14 protein-coding genes are annotated in these 17,552 nt (G+C 61.0%); 6 read left to right on the top strand and 8 right to left on the bottom strand.

Translation table 11 applies throughout. From position 1 onward, the window contains the following. Positions 1 to 173: 173 nt before the first annotated feature. Both AACH73_RS05100 and AACH73_RS05105 read left to right on the top strand, forming a co-directional pair. Positions 174 to 869, top strand: a complete 696-nt coding sequence (locus tag AACH73_RS05100) for a response regulator (RefSeq protein ID WP_272740217.1) — start codon at positions 174 to 176, stop codon at positions 867 to 869. Beyond that, positions 866 to 2,239 (top strand): sensor histidine kinase N-terminal domain-containing protein, encoded by a 1,374-nt coding sequence (locus AACH73_RS05105; RefSeq protein WP_338735606.1) that lies wholly within the window; start codon positions 866 to 868, stop codon positions 2,237 to 2,239. The genes AACH73_RS05100 and AACH73_RS05105 overlap by 4 nt, the downstream gene beginning before the upstream one ends. Before the next feature lie 12 nt (positions 2,240 to 2,251). On the opposite strand, the gene AACH73_RS05110 is transcribed toward AACH73_RS05105, so the two are convergent. Beyond that, entirely contained in the window at positions 2,252 to 2,617 is a 366-nt protein-coding gene (locus tag AACH73_RS05110; RefSeq protein WP_272740215.1) for a hypothetical protein, read from the bottom strand. A gap of 388 nt (positions 2,618 to 3,005) precedes the next feature. Between AACH73_RS05110 and AACH73_RS05115 the strand changes: the two genes are divergently transcribed. After that, a complete protein-coding gene (locus tag AACH73_RS05115; RefSeq protein ID WP_272740214.1) occupies positions 3,006 to 5,369 on the top strand; it encodes a TonB-dependent receptor in 2,364 nt (787 codons plus the stop codon). Positions 5,370 to 5,512: 143 nt separating this feature from the next. Here AACH73_RS05115 and AACH73_RS05120 read toward each other — a convergent pair whose 3' ends face one another. From AACH73_RS05120 to AACH73_RS05150, 7 genes are all read right to left on the bottom strand, one after another. Beyond that, on the bottom strand, positions 5,513 to 6,214 hold the full coding sequence (locus tag AACH73_RS05120; protein ID WP_338735607.1) for a VIT family protein: 702 nt from the start codon (positions 6,212 to 6,214) through the stop codon (positions 5,513 to 5,515). A 71-nt stretch (positions 6,215 to 6,285) separates the two neighbouring features. Beyond that, positions 6,286 to 8,427, bottom strand: coding sequence for a phospholipase C, phosphocholine-specific (locus AACH73_RS05125; protein WP_338735608.1), 2,142 nt, complete (start codon positions 8,425 to 8,427; stop codon positions 6,286 to 6,288). 15 nt (positions 8,428 to 8,442) lie between these two features. Further along, a complete protein-coding gene (locus AACH73_RS05130) occupies positions 8,443 to 9,462 on the bottom strand; it encodes an alkaline phosphatase D family protein (RefSeq protein ID WP_338735609.1) in 1,020 nt (339 codons plus the stop codon). Continuing rightward, a complete protein-coding gene (locus AACH73_RS05135) occupies positions 9,459 to 10,733 on the bottom strand; it encodes a DUF5690 family protein (RefSeq protein WP_272740210.1) in 1,275 nt (424 codons plus the stop codon). The genes AACH73_RS05130 and AACH73_RS05135 overlap by 4 nt, the downstream gene beginning before the upstream one ends. A 74-nt stretch (positions 10,734 to 10,807) precedes the next feature. After that, entirely contained in the window at positions 10,808 to 11,392 is a 585-nt protein-coding gene (locus AACH73_RS05140; protein WP_272740209.1) for an HD domain-containing protein, read from the bottom strand. A gap of 39 nt (positions 11,393 to 11,431) precedes the next feature. Further along, entirely contained in the window at positions 11,432 to 12,361 is a 930-nt protein-coding gene (locus tag AACH73_RS05145; protein ID WP_272740208.1) for a LysR substrate-binding domain-containing protein, read from the bottom strand. 155 nt (positions 12,362 to 12,516) lie between these two features. Further along, positions 12,517 to 15,366, bottom strand: coding sequence for a TonB-dependent receptor (locus tag AACH73_RS05150; RefSeq protein WP_272740207.1), 2,850 nt, complete (start codon positions 15,364 to 15,366; stop codon positions 12,517 to 12,519). On the opposite strand from AACH73_RS05150, the gene AACH73_RS05155 reads away from it, so the two are divergent. From AACH73_RS05155 to yajC, 3 genes are all read left to right on the top strand, one after another. Then, a complete protein-coding gene (locus tag AACH73_RS05155; protein WP_338735611.1) occupies positions 15,365 to 15,493 on the top strand; it encodes a hypothetical protein in 129 nt (42 codons plus the stop codon). The two genes, AACH73_RS05150 and AACH73_RS05155, sit on opposite strands and share 2 nt — an antisense overlap. Positions 15,494 to 15,983: 490 nt before the next feature. Continuing rightward, positions 15,984 to 17,099, top strand: a complete 1,116-nt coding sequence (locus AACH73_RS05160; RefSeq protein ID WP_338735612.1) for a M23 family metallopeptidase — start codon at positions 15,984 to 15,986, stop codon at positions 17,097 to 17,099. 142 nt (positions 17,100 to 17,241) lie between these two features. Further along, positions 17,242 to 17,541: a preprotein translocase subunit YajC gene (gene yajC, locus AACH73_RS05165; RefSeq protein ID WP_272740205.1), complete on the top strand. Its 300-nt coding sequence runs from the start codon at positions 17,242 to 17,244 to the stop codon at positions 17,539 to 17,541. The last annotated feature ends 11 nt before the right edge of the window (positions 17,542 to 17,552 follow it).

The raw sequence follows: 17,552 nt of genomic DNA on the forward strand, positions 1-17,552 counted from the left end.
AATAGAACCGGCCGGAGGCGAGATGCCCCTCCGAAAACGGCGGCGACCGGCGGCACCCGCAACACAAGACTTGCTCATGGCGCGCCGATGGCCCACATTCCGGAAACTGTTATACTTCTGCGACTTTGCGCGGACCTTGCCCAAAGCTTGCCTGAACCTTGCCGGACCCGTGTATGCGCCTGCTGCTCGTTGAAGACGATATAGAGCTTGCCAACGGGCTTGTGCGGGCGCTGGAACAGTCGAACCTGTCGGCCGACGTGGTGCACAGTTGCGCCATGGCGCAGGCTGCGTGTCAGGCCCACAGTTATCAGGCGATCGTCATGGACCTTGGCCTGCCGGACGGAGATGGCCTGAACCTTCTGCGCCGTCTGCGGCGTGAGGGGATCACCACGCCGGTCCTGATCCTGACGGCCCGCGATGAGCTGATGGACCGTGTGCAGGGACTGGATGCCGGGGGGGATGACTATCTGGTCAAACCCTTCGCGCTGGTGGAGCTTGAGGCACGGGTGCGGGCCCTTCTGCGGCGGGGGCAGTCCATCAGCCCGCAACTGCGCTTCGGCCTTGTCGAGCTGGACATGACCTCCAAGACCGTGACGGTGCAGGGGGCGTTTCTCGACCTGACCGCCAAGGAACTGGCTGTACTCGAATTTCTGATGCAGAGGGCCGGGCGGGTCGTGGCCAAGTTTCAACTGGCTGAGGCCATCTACAACTGGGATCAGGAGGCCAATGCCTCGATGATCGAGGTCTTCATCAGCCGCCTGCGCCGCAAACTGTCGGACGCCGGGGCCGATGTGGCCATTCGCGCGCTGCGTGGTCTGGGCTATCGTCTGGAACGGCTGAAAACACCTGCGGCGGAGACGGGGTCGTGAGCATCGCGCGCGCCTATTCCCTGCGCTGGCGCCTGTTGCAGCGGCTGGGCGTGCCTATTGCCGTCGTTCTGATCTTCAGCGGACTGGGGACTTTGGCGCTGGCCAGCTATATCGGCTCCGAGGTCTATGACAACTGGCTCTACGATTCAGCCATGGCCATGGGCGATCAGGTGGTGAGCCACGAAAACAAGGCGCAGTTGAACCTGCCGACGGCGGCGATCGAAATGTTCGAATGGGACGCTAAGGACCGTATCTTTGGCAATGTCGTTACCGGACATGGTCGGGTCCTGTTCAGCAATGCGGTCTTCCCCGATCCGCCGGTCAACCCGAAGATCGGGGAGCGGTTCTACTATAATGCGAAAATCCGGGGCTATAAGACCCGTATCGTGGCCACGCGCATCGCCTATCCCGGCAATCCGAACAATTCGATCCTGATTCAGGTGGGTGAAACCTTCAACAAGCGCACCGCCATCGTCGCCCGTATCGCTCTGATTGGCCTGCCGTTTCAGGCGTTTATCCTGACGATTATCGGTCTGAGCATCTGGTACGCGGTGGCCACCAGCCTGCGGGCCGTCAACCGCGTCAGTGCGCAACTGGCCGACTATCGCGCTGACGACCTTCAGCCTGTCGCGGATATCGAGCGGATGCCTCTGGAACTGAAGCCCTTGCTGACCTCGCTGAACGGGCTGATCGGGCGGCTTTCGGCCGCGCAGGAAGCGCAGCAAAGGTTCATTTCCAATGCCGCCCATCAGTTACGCACGCCTCTGGCCAGCCTTCAGGTGCAGGCGGAACGGGCCTTGCGTGAAACCGATCCGGCACGTCACAGTGAAGCGTTGTCGCAGGTTTTGACGGCTCTGGCCCGCTCACGCCACATGGTGCACCAGATTCTGACCCTGGCGCGTTCAGAGCCGTCTCAGACCCGCAGCGCCACGACGTCCGTCGATCTGGCGGAACTGGTGCGCGACGAACTGGAAAACTGGATCGACGCAGCGGAAGAAAAGGACATTGATCTGGGCTATGACGGTCTGGATGCCGGAGTCTGCCTGAAGGGAGAGGCGCAGCTTTTGCGCGAACTGATCGGCAATCTGGTGGACAATGCCGTGCGTTACACGCCCGCCGGCGGGCAGGTTACGGTAATGGTGAGCCTCCATCCTGTGCGGCTGTGCGTCGATGATACGGGACCAGGCATTCCTCTGGCAGAGCGTGCGCGCGTTTTTGAACGCTTTTATCGTTTGGGGACGGATCAGACAGGCTGTGGTCTGGGCCTGTCCATCGTGGCCGAAATTGCAGCCCGGCATGGGGCGCAAATCCACGTTCTTGACGGTCCCGACGGGAAGGGGACCCGCATAGAGGTGCTGTTTCCGGCCTGAGCCCGAACCGGATCAGGCATCAAGCAGGAACAGCACGCGGATTTCGTCGAACGCCACGTCCGCCACCACATTGTAGCGCTCCCCCCGCGACAGGCTGAGCAGGCCGTGCTGTTCCAGCAACCTGAGTGTCGAGGAGACGGTGGTGGCATTCTGACCGGCAAGGGTCGCCAGTTGCAGCACCGAGGTGGGATGGTGTTTGCGGATCATCGACAACAGCGTCAGGTTCGGTGTCGACATCAGACGCGCAAAGTCGCTCAGGCTGTCGAACCACAGGGCAGGGGTATCCGACGCATCCGGGTAGCGCTGTTTATAGGCCGCTTCGGTGCCTATCCCAACAGTCAGGACCACCGGCGGGGGTTTGGACGGGTCAGAGGGCATAGGGGCTCTTACTCTGGAACACACGGATCACAAGCGCTTTTGTGCCCATAAGGCAACCTTTTGTGATGCGAAAATAGCGCACTTAACACAGATAAAGGGTCGCTTCATCCGCGTGAACGCGGTTACGTAACGCTTTATGACGTTTTGGAGTGATTTTAATGTCATTTTTTTTAAACCGCGCATCCACTCGATTTCAATATCAAATATAGCCTTGCTATGCCTGTATAATTAAATAATTAAGACGTTTTAAGACTTAATTTTCGCCTCATTTGATGTAATGTGCCATAAAAGATACTCCATTTGAAATTGAAAATGCTTCAAATGCGCCGTTATAATACTGTCATGAATTGAAATTAATTGCTCGTCGATCCCACTCTGGAGACTCGACGTGAAAAAATATCTGTTCCTCAGCAGCGCCCTTCTGGGTTCGCTTGTTGCTCCTGCCTTCGCTGCCACGCCGGCAACGGATGCCCCGGCCGAAGCTCCGGCGGCTGAAGCCCCCGAAAAGCTGACCGAAGTCGTTGTTTCGGCCACCAAGCGCGCGACCAACCTGCAAAAGACTCCGATCGCCATCTCGGTTCTGAGCGCTCAATCGCTGGCGGATCGCCACGTTGAAAGCCTGCTCGACCTCGCCGATGGCGCTGCGCCTTCGCTGCGCGTTGCCACCTTCGAAGCCCGTCAGTCGGCTCTGACCGTCGGCATCCGCGGCATCGTGCCCTTCGACCAGAACCAGACCGCCCGCGACACGCCGGTCGGCGTCTATATCGACAATATCTATATGGGCCGTTCGCAAGGCCTGAACGCCGCCCTGTTCGACGTTCAGCGCATCGAAATCCTGCGGGGCCCGCAAGGCACCCTGTTCGGTCGTAACACCGAAGGCGGCGCCGTCAGCATCGTGACCAAGGACCCGACGGGCGTCTTCGGCGGTCGCGTGCAGGCCGGTTTCGGCAACTATGGTTCCAAGTCGCTGGAAGCCCACCTGGATCTGCCGGCCTTCGATACCCTGGCCTTCAAGATTGACTCGGTCTATCAGCATCAGGATCCGACCGTTAAGAACATCCTGCCGGGTCAGGCGGGCTGGAACCAGTATGACCGCACCGGCGGTCGTCTGTCGGCCAAGTGGACCCCGAACGACAAGCTGACCGGCGTGTTCTCGATCGACGCTTCGCGCGATGAAAGCACCCCGAACTACAGCCAGCTGATCAACTACAACCCGCTGAACCTGACGGTCGGTACCGCTTCGGGCAATATCGCGCCCCTGCCGTCGAGCGTGGTGGTCAGCGGCGGAAACCGCATGAAGCGCGCCGACATTGGCGTGCCGCAACAGCCGAGCGTGGCCCTCACCGAAGGTGCCGCGGCGACCTTCACCTACCATCTGACCCCCAGCCTCGACCTGAAGTCGATCACCGGCTACCGCCGTGTGACCACCGATCAGTGGGATAACTCGGGTGGTGCGCACCGTACCCCGGCCTTTGCGGCCAATGCGGCCTTCAGCCGTTACAGCCTGTCGTTCCTGCGTCAGCATCAGGTCAGCCAGGAATTCCAGCTGATCGGCAAGACCGACGACATCGACTACGTGGCGGGCATCTACTACTTCAACGAGCACGTGTCGGAATGGGCCGCGACACCGTCCACCAACACCTGGAATGCTGACGGCACCTACACGATCAACAGCCAGAACTATACCGGCCCGGTGACCTCGTCCAAGATGGGCTGGGCCAACAAGAGCCAGATGTTCATCGCGCGTGACAGCGTCGGCGAAGCCACCAGCGAAGCCGCCTTCGGTCAGGCCACCTGGACGCCTTCGACCAACAAGGCTTTGCACCTGACCCTCGGTGGCCGCGTCACCAACGACAAGCGTACCGGCGCGCTCACCATGATCAGCAACGTGGCGACCCCCTACACGCTGAACTTCAAGAAGACCCGCTTCGATCCGCTCGCCATCGCGGCCTATGACGTGACGCCCGACGCCCACGTTTACGTCAAGTATGCGACCGGCTATCGCGCTGGCGGGGCCAACGACCGCTCCACCGACTTCCGCGCCTTTGGCCCGGAATCGGTCAAGTCCTATGAAGTTGGTGCCAAGCTCGACATGTTCGATCACAAGGCGCGTCTGAACCTGGCCGCCTACAAGATGGATCGTGAGAACGCTCAGCTCGACGACTCCAACGTCGATCCGAACCCGACCCTGCCGGGCACGACCACGGTCAACCCTAACTTCAACAAGAACATCGAGTTCACCTACAACGCCCCGACCGTTCAGAAGATCGAAGGTCTGGAAGCCGAACTGCTGGTGAAGCCGACGGACAACCTGACGCTTGGCCTCAACTACGCCTACACCAAGGTTCCGCCGATCAACTCGAAGAACAATGCCGGTGTGGTCACCACCTTCTACACCGTCTTCACGCCGAAGAACGCGGCCTCGGTCAATATCGACTACAAGAAGCCCTTTGGCAGCAACGGCGCGCGCTTCGAGGCCCACCTCGACGGCAACTACGCCGACGCGCAGTACACGTTCCAGAACGAGAGCGTGATGTCTGACAGCAGCTTCATCGTCAACGGCCGACTGGCCATCGCCGACATCGCCATGCAGGCGACCGGCACGAAGATGACCGTCTCGCTGTGGTCGCGTAATCTGCTGGACGAAACCTACATCTACCGTCGCTCGGCCGCCAACGCCAAGACGCTGGGTGATTACGGTAACTTCAATCCGCCGCGCACGGTCGGCCTCGAAGTCACCGTGGCTTACTAAGCGCAATCCGATAGGTTGCGTCACGCACACGGTTTTCATGCCCGGCTTCGGCCGGGCGTGAATACCGGCCTGAAAGAAGGGACGCCGGTTTCGACCGGCGTCCCTGTTTTTTTGCCTCAAAGATTTCTGGAACATAGCGGTTTTTATCCGGCGGGCCCGAACAGGTGCCCGACCAGCCCCGTGACGCTGAGGGCGATACCACCCCAGACGACCACGCGCACGACCGCTTTCAGCAGGTTCGACCCGCCCGTCCGGGCACCAACCGCGCCCAGTATCCCCAGCAGCCCCAGAGCCGACAGCGAAACCGCTGGCAGGATGAGGTTTTCCGGACTGAGGGCCAGTACCCCAATGGGCATAATGCCGCCGGCAGTGAAGGTCGCGGCGGAGGTCAGGGCCGCCTGCACCGGTTTGGCCTGCATATGCTCATAGAGTCCCAGCTCGTCGCGGGCATGGGCTTGCAGGGCATTGTGCGTGGTGAGTTGCTGCGCCACGGTGCGGGCCAGGTCTTCGGTTAGCCCGCGCGTCACATAGATGGCCGTGAGTTCCGCCAGCTCCGCCGCCGGGTCCTCGGCCAGTTCGCGCGTTTCGCGCGCCAGATCGGCGCTTTCCGTATCGGCCTGCGAACTGACCGACACATATTCGCCGGCCGCCATGGACAAGGCTCCCGCCGCCAGCGCTGCCAGACCGGTCACCAGCACCGCAGGCTTGTCCGCCTGCGTCGCCGCGACACCGGCAATCAGGCTGGCCACCGAAATGATGCCGTCATTGGCCCCCAGAACGGCGGCTCTCAGCCAACCGACGCGCGAGATATAGTGCCGTTCAATGAGTGTATGCGAAATCGCCATGAGATGTCCCTCCGGAACGTACCTTTTTCCTATACCATGGTACGGAGAACAGGGCTCTGGCTAATCCACCTCTACACCGTCAGGACCATCGCACCTATGCCGGGATCGGTGCGGCTGGGCTTGCCGGTTTCGACGTGCCCGGCGTAACGCCACAGGGTGTCGGCATCGGCCGTATCGCTGAGGCTGAGGTCGTACCACAGGTCGCTGGCGCTCAGGTCGCAGGCGATGTCGCGGTGCTCAGCGGGTTTCAGGGTGACCGTCTGCTGGCGCGGCGTGCCCGGCCCCAAAGGATAGCGGGCATCGACGCTGAGGCTGAGTGTCGCTTCGGCAGCGGTGTCATTATGCAGACGCAGCACCACCTGTGTGTTGGCGGGGTCTTCGTGCAGGCTCACGCGCACATAGCCGGTTCTGGACGGCTTGCCCCGGAAGTGACGATAGAAGCCGTTGGGACCGTGCACGGCCAGATCGTAGGCCTCCTTGTCCTGATGGTTCCATTGGGCCGCCGTATGACGTTCGCCGGCGATCAGGGTGTAGTGCCACGGCGCGCTCAGGCCGTAGGGCGCGTAGTCATGGATGGTGAAGACCGCCGCCTGTGTGCCGCTGTTGTTCAGTTCGATCCGCAGGGTGTCACCCTCCGGGCGCAGGTCAGCCCCCAAGCTATAAGGCAGGGGCCGCGCCAGTCGCTGCACAGCGGGTTGTTGCGCCGGACTCTGAACGGGCGGGATTTTCAACGCCGGCTGCCGCGCCGCGTGGGCCAGTCGATGCGTATAATCGTCGGTCGAGGGCAGGTCGATACCGCGTGTGTCCGCATTGGGCGTTTTGAAGTCGAAGCAGGCCGTCAGGTCGCCGGACACGGCGCGTCGCCATTCGGAAATGTTCGGCTCTTTCACACCAAAGCGCTTTTCGAGGAATTTCAGGGTTGAGGTGTGGTCGAAGACCTGAGAGCAGACATAGCCGCCGCGGCTCCAGGGCGATACGACGATGGCAGGGACGCGGATGCCAAGGCCCAGTGGCTGAAGGCCCTGAATGCCGGGATGCGGGTGTTTGTCGTAATCCTTGAACTCCCCGGCCACGCTCACGCCGCTGTAGCCGCGCGTGGCATCGGCGGCGGGCATGGGCGGCAGCATATGGTCGAACAGGCCGCCGGCTTCGTCATAGTTGAGAATAAAGACGGTCTTTGAAAAGACTTCGGGATGTTCGACCAGCGCCCCGATCAGCTTGGCGGTCAGGTTCTCACCATCCGCCGGCGTCCAGCGCGGGTGTTCGGACAGGGCGGCGGCGGTGACGATCCACGACACCTGCGGCAGGCGACCGGCGGCAATATCGGCGCGGAAGGCTTCGACCAGTTGTTGGCCGTCCGAGCGGGTGCGGTCTTCGCCCGTCTTGTGTTCCGATACCCAAGAGCGACCGCGCTTATAGAGGTTCGACTCCTTGTCGCACGGGCGGAAGGGTTTGAATACCGACAGGATATTGTCGCCGAAATTGTCGTATTCCTGATAGACCTTCCAGCTTATCCCGGCCGCTTCCAGTCGCTCGGCATAGGTGGTCCACTCATAGGCCTTGATCGGCTGATCGGTGGCCATGTCGGCCGAAGGGGTTTCGTCTTCGCCGTAATTGCTCATCACCGGGTCGCCGCCCACACGCCCGCCGCCATTGCAGCCCGTCCACAGGTGCAGGCGGTTGGGATAGGTCTGGGTCAGGGTCGAGCAGTGATAGGCGTCAAGAATGGTGAAGGCCGAGGCTAGCGCGTGATAGAAGGGCAGGTCCGACGCCTTGTAATAGGTCATGCGGTGCTGCAACTGACGTGAGACGCCCCACTGATCGAAGCGCCCGCCATTGACGATGATCGTCGCGGCGCTGTGCCCCTGATCGGCCCCATCGACCACATAGGCATTGGCGGTTTTGGAGTCGGCCCAGTAAGGCTGCACATAGCCGTCCGGGTGCTGGTCGCTGGGCTGACGCCAGACGGTGTGCCCGTTGCGCAGGCGCAGCGGGCGCGGATCGCCCAGTCCGCGCACGCCGGGAAAGCTGCCGAAATAGTGGTCGAAGGCGCGGTTTTCCTGCATCAGGATCACCACGTGCTCGACATCCATGATCGTACCGGTGCGGTTATGGGCCGGGGTGGCCATGGCCTTTTCCAGCGTCGCCAGCGTGGCAGCGCTCAGGCCCGCGGCGCCCAGCGCCTTCATAAAATGGCGGCGATCAGCGGTCATGGCTGTGTCCCTTGCTTATAAGGTCAGTTCACTGAAATTAAGGCGATAGGAGATGTCGGTCGCACCGGTCTGGCTGTCGCTGACGCGATAGAGGATGTGCGGCGTGTTGTAGTCGTCCGCCTCCCACTGGATATCCAGCAGGCACATGGCGTGCAGGGTCGTGGAGACGGGCGAGACGCGATAGAGGTTCTTTTCCGGCTTCTCGATCTGATTGAGGCCGCAGAATTGCAACTCGACCGCGTCATAGCCCAGAGCGCCGCGCGCGCGGGCCACCTCGCCATAGTGCTGATCGCCGGTGATGAAGACCACGCCTTCGCGGCGGTGCTTGCGGATCATCTCAAACAGCCGATCACGGGCGCGCGGATAGTCTTCCCACGTTTCTGAGCCGGTTCCGGCGGTGAGCAGGATCTGCGTCCCGCTAACGATGAGAGTGAGGTCTGCCGCGACGGCCAGCCGTTCGTCCAGCCAGCGCCACTGTGCCTCGCCCAGCATGTCGCCATGGCCGTCCGGCGCGTCGCGGTGCCAGCGCACGTCCAGCATGATGACGTGCAGGCGGCGCGCCCCGAAGGTAAACAGGCGGCTGTTGTACACGCCGTCATCCAGTGCCGAGGTGTCGGTTTCAAGGTTCCAGAAGCGCTGAAACGCCGTCTTGGATACCGCTTTCAGCGGGTAGGTGCGGTCGGCGTCATTGGCGCCGTAATCATGATCGTCCCAAGTCGCCATATGCACGCCCTGCGCCCGCAGTTCGGCAAAGCCGGGCTTGCTGGCCAGTTGGGCATAGGCTTCGGTAAAGGCGGCGGGATCGTCTTTGGTATCGACATAAACTGCATCGCCAATCCACAGGTTCAGATCGGCCTTGGCCGCCGCATAGGCCACCAGCGCCGGGACGGGTTTTTTCTGACGGATGCAGCCCAGAATGGCGATGCGGCGTATGGGGGTGCCCGGTTGCGCCGCGGCGGTGGTGAGCGGAGCAGCCAGGCTGCCCAGACCCATGCCGCTCAGGGCGGCGGTTACGGCGCGGCGGGTCGGCGTCATTTGCGGAAAACCTTCAGAGAGAAGTAGAGGGCCGAGGCGAGGGTGGTGGCCCCGACAATGGCGGCGGCGGCGTAGCAAAGGCCGGTAAAGAAGCCGAGCCAGCTCAGGGATAGGCCGAAATTCTTGAGCAGCATCAGGGCGACGCTGCCGCCATAGCCGGAGGCATCGGCCAGATACATGAAGAAGGCGGCGTTACCGGGCAGGCTCAGGGCTGCCGTCAGACGGTCGGCCAGCACAGCGTTATACGGGATGTAACCGAGATAGACCCCAGCCCCGACGGCGATCATCCACCACAGTGGACTGAGCAGATGCGCCTGCCACGCCAGGGTCGCGGCGCCAATCAGCACTGCACCGGAGATGATCATGACATGATAGACCAGTACCGCGCGGCGATTGTCACGGATCAGGGATGTCAGGCCGAACAACGGCAGGATGAGGGCTGCGATCGGCAGTTCTGACAGGCTGAAGACCGAGGGTTCATCGCCATAACCCAGCGCATCCCACAGTTCGACGGCGAAATTGTCGCGGAAGTCACGCACGGCGGTCAGGACGATATAGGCGATGATCAGCAGGACCAGACCCAGCCCGGCGCGCGCCCAGAAGGCCTTACGTTCTTCGCGGAACATGGGCTGACGCGCCATGCGCTCGGCCACGTCGCGGGCATCCGGCGGCGGGGTCTGCGACAACATCCACACCGACAGGGCCAGAAGCGGCAGAAACAGCGCCCCGGTCGCCGCCGGCATCCACAGTTCGGGGATGCCATAATCGACGACCAGCGCGCGCCCGACCGATTTCACCACCCCGGAAGAGACGATGAAGCTGATGCACAGGCCGGTGCCCAGCCATTCCGAACTGCGCCGACCCTCCAGATAGCCGAACACCAGCCCCCAGATCATGCCGAGAGGCAGACCGCTGAAAAAGATGGCGATGACCTTCAGCGCTGCTGGCAGGACGGCAAACAGGATCAGGGAGATCCAGGAGGTCAGGACAAAGCCCACGATCAGCAAGGCCCGGCGCTCGGACTTGGCCTCGCTGACCACCTTGATGCCCACCATCTTGGACAGGGCGTAGCCCAGCACCTGAGCAATGACGAGCGTGATCTTGAAGTCGATGGCAAACGGCCAGCCGGATATGTCCGCATAGCTGGCGACCGCAAACGGTTTGCGGAAGGCGTACATGCAGAAATAGGTGGTAAAAGCGGCCATCAGGGCATAGACGGCCACCCATCCCGGACCAGACCGGGCCAGGCTGCGGGTAAGTCTGGAGGTCATGCCATCCTCGATTGCTATAATATTAAATTAGACCGTTTTTGGTATAATTTAATATTATTATGATCGTGTGACGATCAGGCGAGGGTGGTTTCGATCGTCAGGGCCGCGGCGAGGTGGCGATCAAGGAAGGCGTCGAGGCTGTCGGTGACGGCGTGCTTGTCCTTGGCCAGTTCGTCGATGCGACGCAGCGCTATGGCCTGATCGGCAAAGGGCTCGTGCAGAAACGCCAGTTGTTCGGCACTGTCCATCAGGCCGCCCTGAAGCGCCAGTGAGATGCGTGAGTCCTTCGACAGACCGTCCTCATAACCCGGTTCCACGCTGCACAGATACCGCTTGGCGGCGACGTGCAGGCGGATCGGATCGCTGACGGCCAGCGGGAAGCGCTCGGCCGCCCATTCAGCCCCCAGGGCTTCGTGCAGGTCATCCACGCCGTCTTCGGCCGGGGCTTCGCCCAGATCGTGGATCATGTGGCCGACATCGTGCAGCAGGCACGCGATCACAAGGGCGGATGACAGGGCCTGAGCCTCGGCATGGGCGGCCGATTGCAGGGCGTGCTGAAGCTGATTGATGCCGTAGAGGCCATAGGGACGCTGGGCATTGCCCAGGTAAATATCGCGAATTTCGGCGTGCAACGCTTCCAGAGAGACGAGCTTTGTCATAAAAATATTAAATCCATCTTATGATGATATTTAATATAATTATAAACCATTCCCCCTCAGTCCGGCAAGGCGAATAAAGGCCGAAACCGCCGGAATTTCCATGTTTTCACGCAAGGTGACGATATAGACGCCGCCGGTGCGCGGCATACCCTGAACGGGCAAGGCTTTCAGGCGCGCGTCATGGCCGATTTCGCCATCGAGAATACAGCCGAAACCGATACCGTGAGCGGTCGCCTCCTTCACCGCCTCGCGGCTTTCGACGATAAAGCCGCGTTCCACGCTAGTGGCGCTGCGCCCCAGCGCAATTTCCGTCAGGGCGCGCGTCACGGAGCCTTCCTCGCGCAGGATCAGCGGTAGGCCGCTCAGTTCGCGCGCTTCGATGTGGGAACGCTGGGCAAACGGATGATCGACGGGGACCATCAGGTTGAGCGACTGCTCGAATACCAGATGGCAGGCCAGAACCGGGTCGGGCTCCAGCAGCGAGATAATGGCGACATCCGCGCGACATTCCATCACGTCGAGCGTGAGAGAGCGCGTATTGCCCAGACGGCTGGTGATTTCGATATCGGGATAGGTGCGTATAAACTGGCTGATTAACTGCATCGCCGCCGGCGGCGTGGAAAAGCCGACCGACATGCGCCCGCGCTTCAGGCCGCTGAACAGATTGGCCGTCATTTCGAAGTCATCGACGCGGCTGATGACCAGACGCGCCCGCGTATAAAGCTCGCGCCCGGCGTCGGTCAGGTTCTGGTTCTGGGTGCGCCGGTTAAGTAGGCGCACGCCGCAAATCTGTTCCAGCGTATTGATCTGGTTGGAGATATTGGGCTGAGACACGCCCAATGCGGCCGCCGCGCGCGAGAAGGAGCCCTGATCGACGACGGTGACAAAGGCCTTGAGGGCCCCAATGGACAGGCTGCCGGTTTCACGGCGGCGGCTACGCTCGGCACTGTCGTCAGGCGAAACGGGCATGATTCTCTCTTCGATAAGCTACAGGACCTCAGCATACAAAGCGGGGCCGGAAACGCAAACAGGCTTTGTTTATTGAAAACAATGATTTGTCTTGTGGGCATAGAAAAACCCTTCCGGCCGGAACCGGAAGGGCAGGTTCAGAGATGAGAGCGGTATCAGTAGGTGTAGGCGAGGCGCAGGATGAAGTTGCGGCCCGGCTCCATATAGTCCTTCTGATAAGTCGGGCTGCGGCCCTTGGTCGTGTAGTAGCGGTGACCGTCCAGAATGTTCTGTACGTCGAAGTCCACCGTCAGACCCGGACGGAGCGTGTAGCGCGTATGCAGGTCGAGCGACTTGTTCGGCTGCACCCATTTATCGACCGCGTTGTCGCGGGTGTCTTCGACATAGGCCCCTTGGTACTGATAGCTCAGCTTGGCCTCGATGCCGTACTTCTGATAGGTCAGCGAGGTGTTGTAGATCAGGTCCGGCGCTTGCAGGAATGAGATCGGATGACCGCGGCGATAGGCCAGACCGGTTTCCGCCGAAGAGTTCTGCGACGTCACATTGGCCTCGACACCAAAGCCGTCAAACGGGGCCTGAAGCCCTTCAAACGACTTGATGAGGTTCAGTTCCACGCCGGTCAGGGTCGCGTCTTCGCCGTTTTGCGGCTGGGTGATGGTGATGGTGCCTTCCTTGGTGTCGGCATTGACCGAGCGCCCATTGGTGAAGATGAAGTTCTTGATCTTCTTATGGAAGACGCCGACCGACACCACGCTGGAACGGTCTGGATAATATTCGGCTGACAGGTCAAAATTGACCGACTCGCCCGGCTTCAGATCCGGATTGCCGCGGTTGATGGCGATGATTTCCTGAGTCACCTTGTCACGGGTGACGCTCTCGCCGCGCGAGATGTTGGCATATTCCGGACGCGAGAAGCTGGTCCAGACAGCGCCGCGATAGATCAGGTTCTGACCCTGACGATAGACGGCCGTAACGCTGGGCAGGACATTGGTATAGTCCTTTTCGGTCTTGCCGAAGCCCGACTTCGTGCCGTCGTCGATCCAGGCCGTGGTTTCCACCTTGGTGTGCTCGACGCGGGCACCGGCGATCACTTCGAGGTCGCCCGACTGGATGTGGGCCAGAGCGTAACCGGCATAGATGGTTTCCGAGCCCTTCTTGTCGTCGCGGCTGAGTTCAGCCGTCGAATGAGTCACCGGATTGGCGGCACGGGCGGCGTTGACGGCAGCGATGACCTTTTCGCGGCTCAGGATCGAACCATAGTAGTAGCGGTCCTTGAAGAAGCCATCGACCTGACGCTCGACCAGACCTGAGGCACCCAGCGACTTGCCGTTGAGCGGCGTGCCGGACAGATCGCCTTCCCAGATCGGGGTGGAGTCGTATTCGCGCTCCGACTTCAGATATTTGAAGCCGCCTTTCACATAGTCGATCAGGCCGCTCATTTCATAACGGGCATCGAGTTTCAGGGCCGTGCGCGCATCCGACTGCTTATCCTGACTCATGGACGCCCCATCGAACGGCAGCAGATCGTCGCGGCGATCGACATTGGCGGCATAGGCTGGCAGTTGCGCCAGCGGGAAGCGCGGATCGGCCGACGACCACAGGATGCCGGTCGAGGTGAACATCGGGTCGGTCGAGCACTTATCGCAGTTATAACCGATGCTGTAATAGAGCGGCGTGCCCTTTTCACCGTAGGAATAGCTGAGGTCGTAATCGAGCGTCAGGCGCTCATAGCGGCTCTGGCCACCGATATTGATCGTGTAGAGCGACGATTCCTGATCCTGAGACTCATGGGTGCGGGCAAACTGGAAGGCCTTGGGGTTCCAGACGCCCGAACGGCCAAACAGCGACCAGTAGGAGTTGCCCGACTTGCGGTCGGCGTCGGTGATGAGGCCGTCCTTGTCCGCATCGACGATCTGAGCGGTCGTATAGCCGTAGATATTACCCTTCACAGGGTCACGACCCGTGATCATCTGCTCCGGTTGCAGCAGGGTGGTGTCTTCCAGATTGACCTGCGTCAGACGCTTGGTGGAGCGGCTGCGGAAGTCCGTATAGTCATTGGTGCCGGTACGGTTCAGCTTGGCGTACTGACCGCGCACGTAGAGGTCGTGCTGTTCAGAGTGGTAGTCGGCCGAGAAGTTGCCGCCGTAACGCTCCTGCTCACCGCGACGGAAGTCGAGGTCGATACCCGGCAGGTACATGGAGCGGCTGTCGATGGCTTCGACCGAATCCTTGCGCCAGCGATAGGGTTCCCATTCGCCGTCGTTTTCGGTTTCTTCGTTGGTGTAGTGGCTCTTGCCGTAATAGACCGAACCGAACAGACCAAAGCGGCCATCGCCGAACTTGCGCGCGCCGTCGATCTGGATCTGGCCGCTGCCGGCGTCTTCGTCCTGCTTCTGGGCGCGGTCATTGAGACCATAGGAGGCAAAAACGCGCAGGGTGGGCTTGCGGAAGTCGAACGCATTGGGGGTGACGAAGTTGACCGAACCGCCGATGGCGTCGCCATCGAGGTCAGGCGTCAGGGTCTTGTTGACCGAGATCGCTTTCAGGCCGTTGGGCGGCAGCACCGTCATCGACATCTTGCGCGAGCTGGCGTCGGTCAGGGCGACGCGCACGCCATTGATCGAATAGGCGTTATAGGTGCTGGCCAGGCCGCGGATGGAGACGTATTCGCCTTCGCCGGTTTCCTGATTGACGACGACGTTGACGCCGGGGATACGGGCCAGAGCATCGGCCACGTTGGCGTCAGGCAGTTTACCAAGATCGTCGGCGGAAATGACGTTGACGACGCCGGTGGCCTTTTTCTGAGCCAGGATCGAGTTGGCGTTCGACAGGCGCTGACCCGTGACGATCACTTCGGTGATGGGTTCATCAGTGGCCGGTTTGGCCGCCGACTTCTGGGCCTGGGTATTGGCCGTCTGGGCGTGCACGGCCGGAACGAAGGCGAGCGCGAGTACGCTGGTGCCGGTCAGGGCCGCGAGTTTGAGGCGCGATGGCGGGTTGAACATGGGTATCTCCGTTGAATGTGTCCCGACGCCCGCTGGCGGCGCGCGTCGTCCCCTCCCGTCGGCCAATACCGGCGGGCTAAACCGACTGAAGGCCCGGCAGATGGCGCTTCAGCTAAGAACTGTGTGAGGCTGGTTCCCCTTTGCGATGCGCCGTTGGTGAAGCCCCCTTACAAACGGACATATAAGAAATGCAAATGAGATAGTTTGATGTATACGTTTCACATATGACGTTTTGTTGACGTTGTGCGGATTTGTCGCGCTTGACAGGCAAGTGATGCGCAGGAAGCACAGTATGTAGCCCTGTGCCTTACGGAAAATGTCAGGCAGATTCCGGATCGCATGCCGATTGAATATAATTATTGAAATTTGAATTGTATGCGTTTTTGATATGACGGTTCTGCAAACCTGTCGTTGGATGCGAAGGACGGCTGGCAGGGGCGTGGTGCGGTTTGCAAGGCCAGCCGTTCCGGAAACGGAGGGCCGATTTTTTTAAGCCGGAAAGCCGGTCGGCGAGCAGATTCCTTTGCAAATCCTCAACCGCGGCCGGGGCTGGTAATCTTTCATTATCCATAGTTCGGCCATAAAGGAGCGAGATTACCGACGCTCCGGAGAAACTCATGCACGCTTTAAAGCGAATTTCCGTTATCGTCATCCCGGTCCTGACCGCGACGGCCCTTTCGGCGTGTACGGTGATGCCCCAGACGCCGAAATACCCTATCTATATGGAGCAGAAGCCCGTGGCCGCTGCCCCGCAGACGCCGCCGGTTGAAACGCGCCCTGCCGCAGCCGAAGAGTCCACGGGGATTCAGCCGCTCGGGTCGAGAGGAGGGGTGACCACCAGCGACTTGCCGCCACCCCCGCCACCGCCTCCGCCTGCCACTACGGTGGCGACGAAGCCCGCGCCAGCTGCGCCCAAGCCTGCGGCGACTCTGCCGGTACATGATAGCCGCGCCGGTTTTGTCTACACGCTTCAGCCCAAGGACACCCTGTTTGGGGTGTCACGACGTTTCGGCGTGCCGGTGCAGACCCTTTATAAAATGAACGGTCTGGCGTCGGACTCGGTGACCCATATCGGCCAGAAGATATTGCTGCCCGAAGATGCCAGGGACAAGGGGGCAGAAACCTATGCCTCTGGCCCCGCGCCTGAGCGCGTCAAGGCCGTGGTGGCTCAGGCCGATGCGCCGAAGCGCGTGGTGGTGGCGCCCGCCCCTAAGCCCGTGGTCGCCGGCCCTGCCGCCGAAAAACCGGTTGTAACGCCGCCGGCCCCGACGCCCACCCCTGCGAGGCCGGTGGAGCCCCCTAAGGCCCTGCCGTCCGATACTGCGGGCATGGTCAAGCTGGGGAAGGGGCGCTTTGTTTGGCCGTACAAAGGGAATGTGCTGGTCCGCTACGGGCAGCTGGCCCCGAATGTACGCAATGACGGTATCAATATTGCGGGGCCGGCAGGCGCGGAAATTGTCGCCGCCAACGAAGGCACGGTGGTCTATGTGGGCGATCAGGTAAAGGAACTGGGGAACACGGTCTATATCCGCCACGCCGATGGCTTTTACACCGGGTATTCGCACCTCGGTAAGGTTATGGTGAAGTCCGGTCAGAAGGTGACCCAAGGGGAGACGATTGGCACTATGGGCGCGACCGGGGCGGTGGATCGTCCGCAACTGCATTTTGAAGTGCGCTACACGCCGTCTTCAGAAATTGCCAAGCCCTTTGACCCGACGCTGATCCTGCCCTGAGGCCTGTGTGCGCAGGCCTTCAAAGCATTGCACGCATAAGGAAGCCGTAAAAAGCGCATTGACCTTTTAATCTGTGTGCCTATGTATGGCGCAACCTCATTTCCTGCCTGCCGCCTGGCGGGCCAAAACGGAGACCCCGGTCTTGGATACTGCCGCTCTTGTTCAGCTTCTGCCCTTCGTGGCGATCTTCGTCCTGATGTACTTCCTCATCATCCGCCCGCAGCAAAAGCGTGCCAAGGAGCATCAGGCCCAGCTCAACGCCGTAAAGCGCAATGACACGGTCGTGCTGTCGAACGGCATGATCGGCAAGATCACCCGCGTTGAAGAGGCCCAGGTTATGGTGGAAATCGCTTCGGGTGTGAATGTGCCGGTTGTCAAGTCGATGATCGCCGAAGTCCGTACCAAGGGCGATCCCGCCCCGGCCAATGACAAAGCCGCGTAAACCCCGTTAGT

The sequence above is a fragment of the Asticcacaulis sp. DW145 genome (assembly GCF_037101385.1).
In the GTDB taxonomy this organism is placed as follows: Bacteria; Pseudomonadota; Alphaproteobacteria; order Caulobacterales; family Caulobacteraceae; genus Asticcacaulis; species Asticcacaulis currens.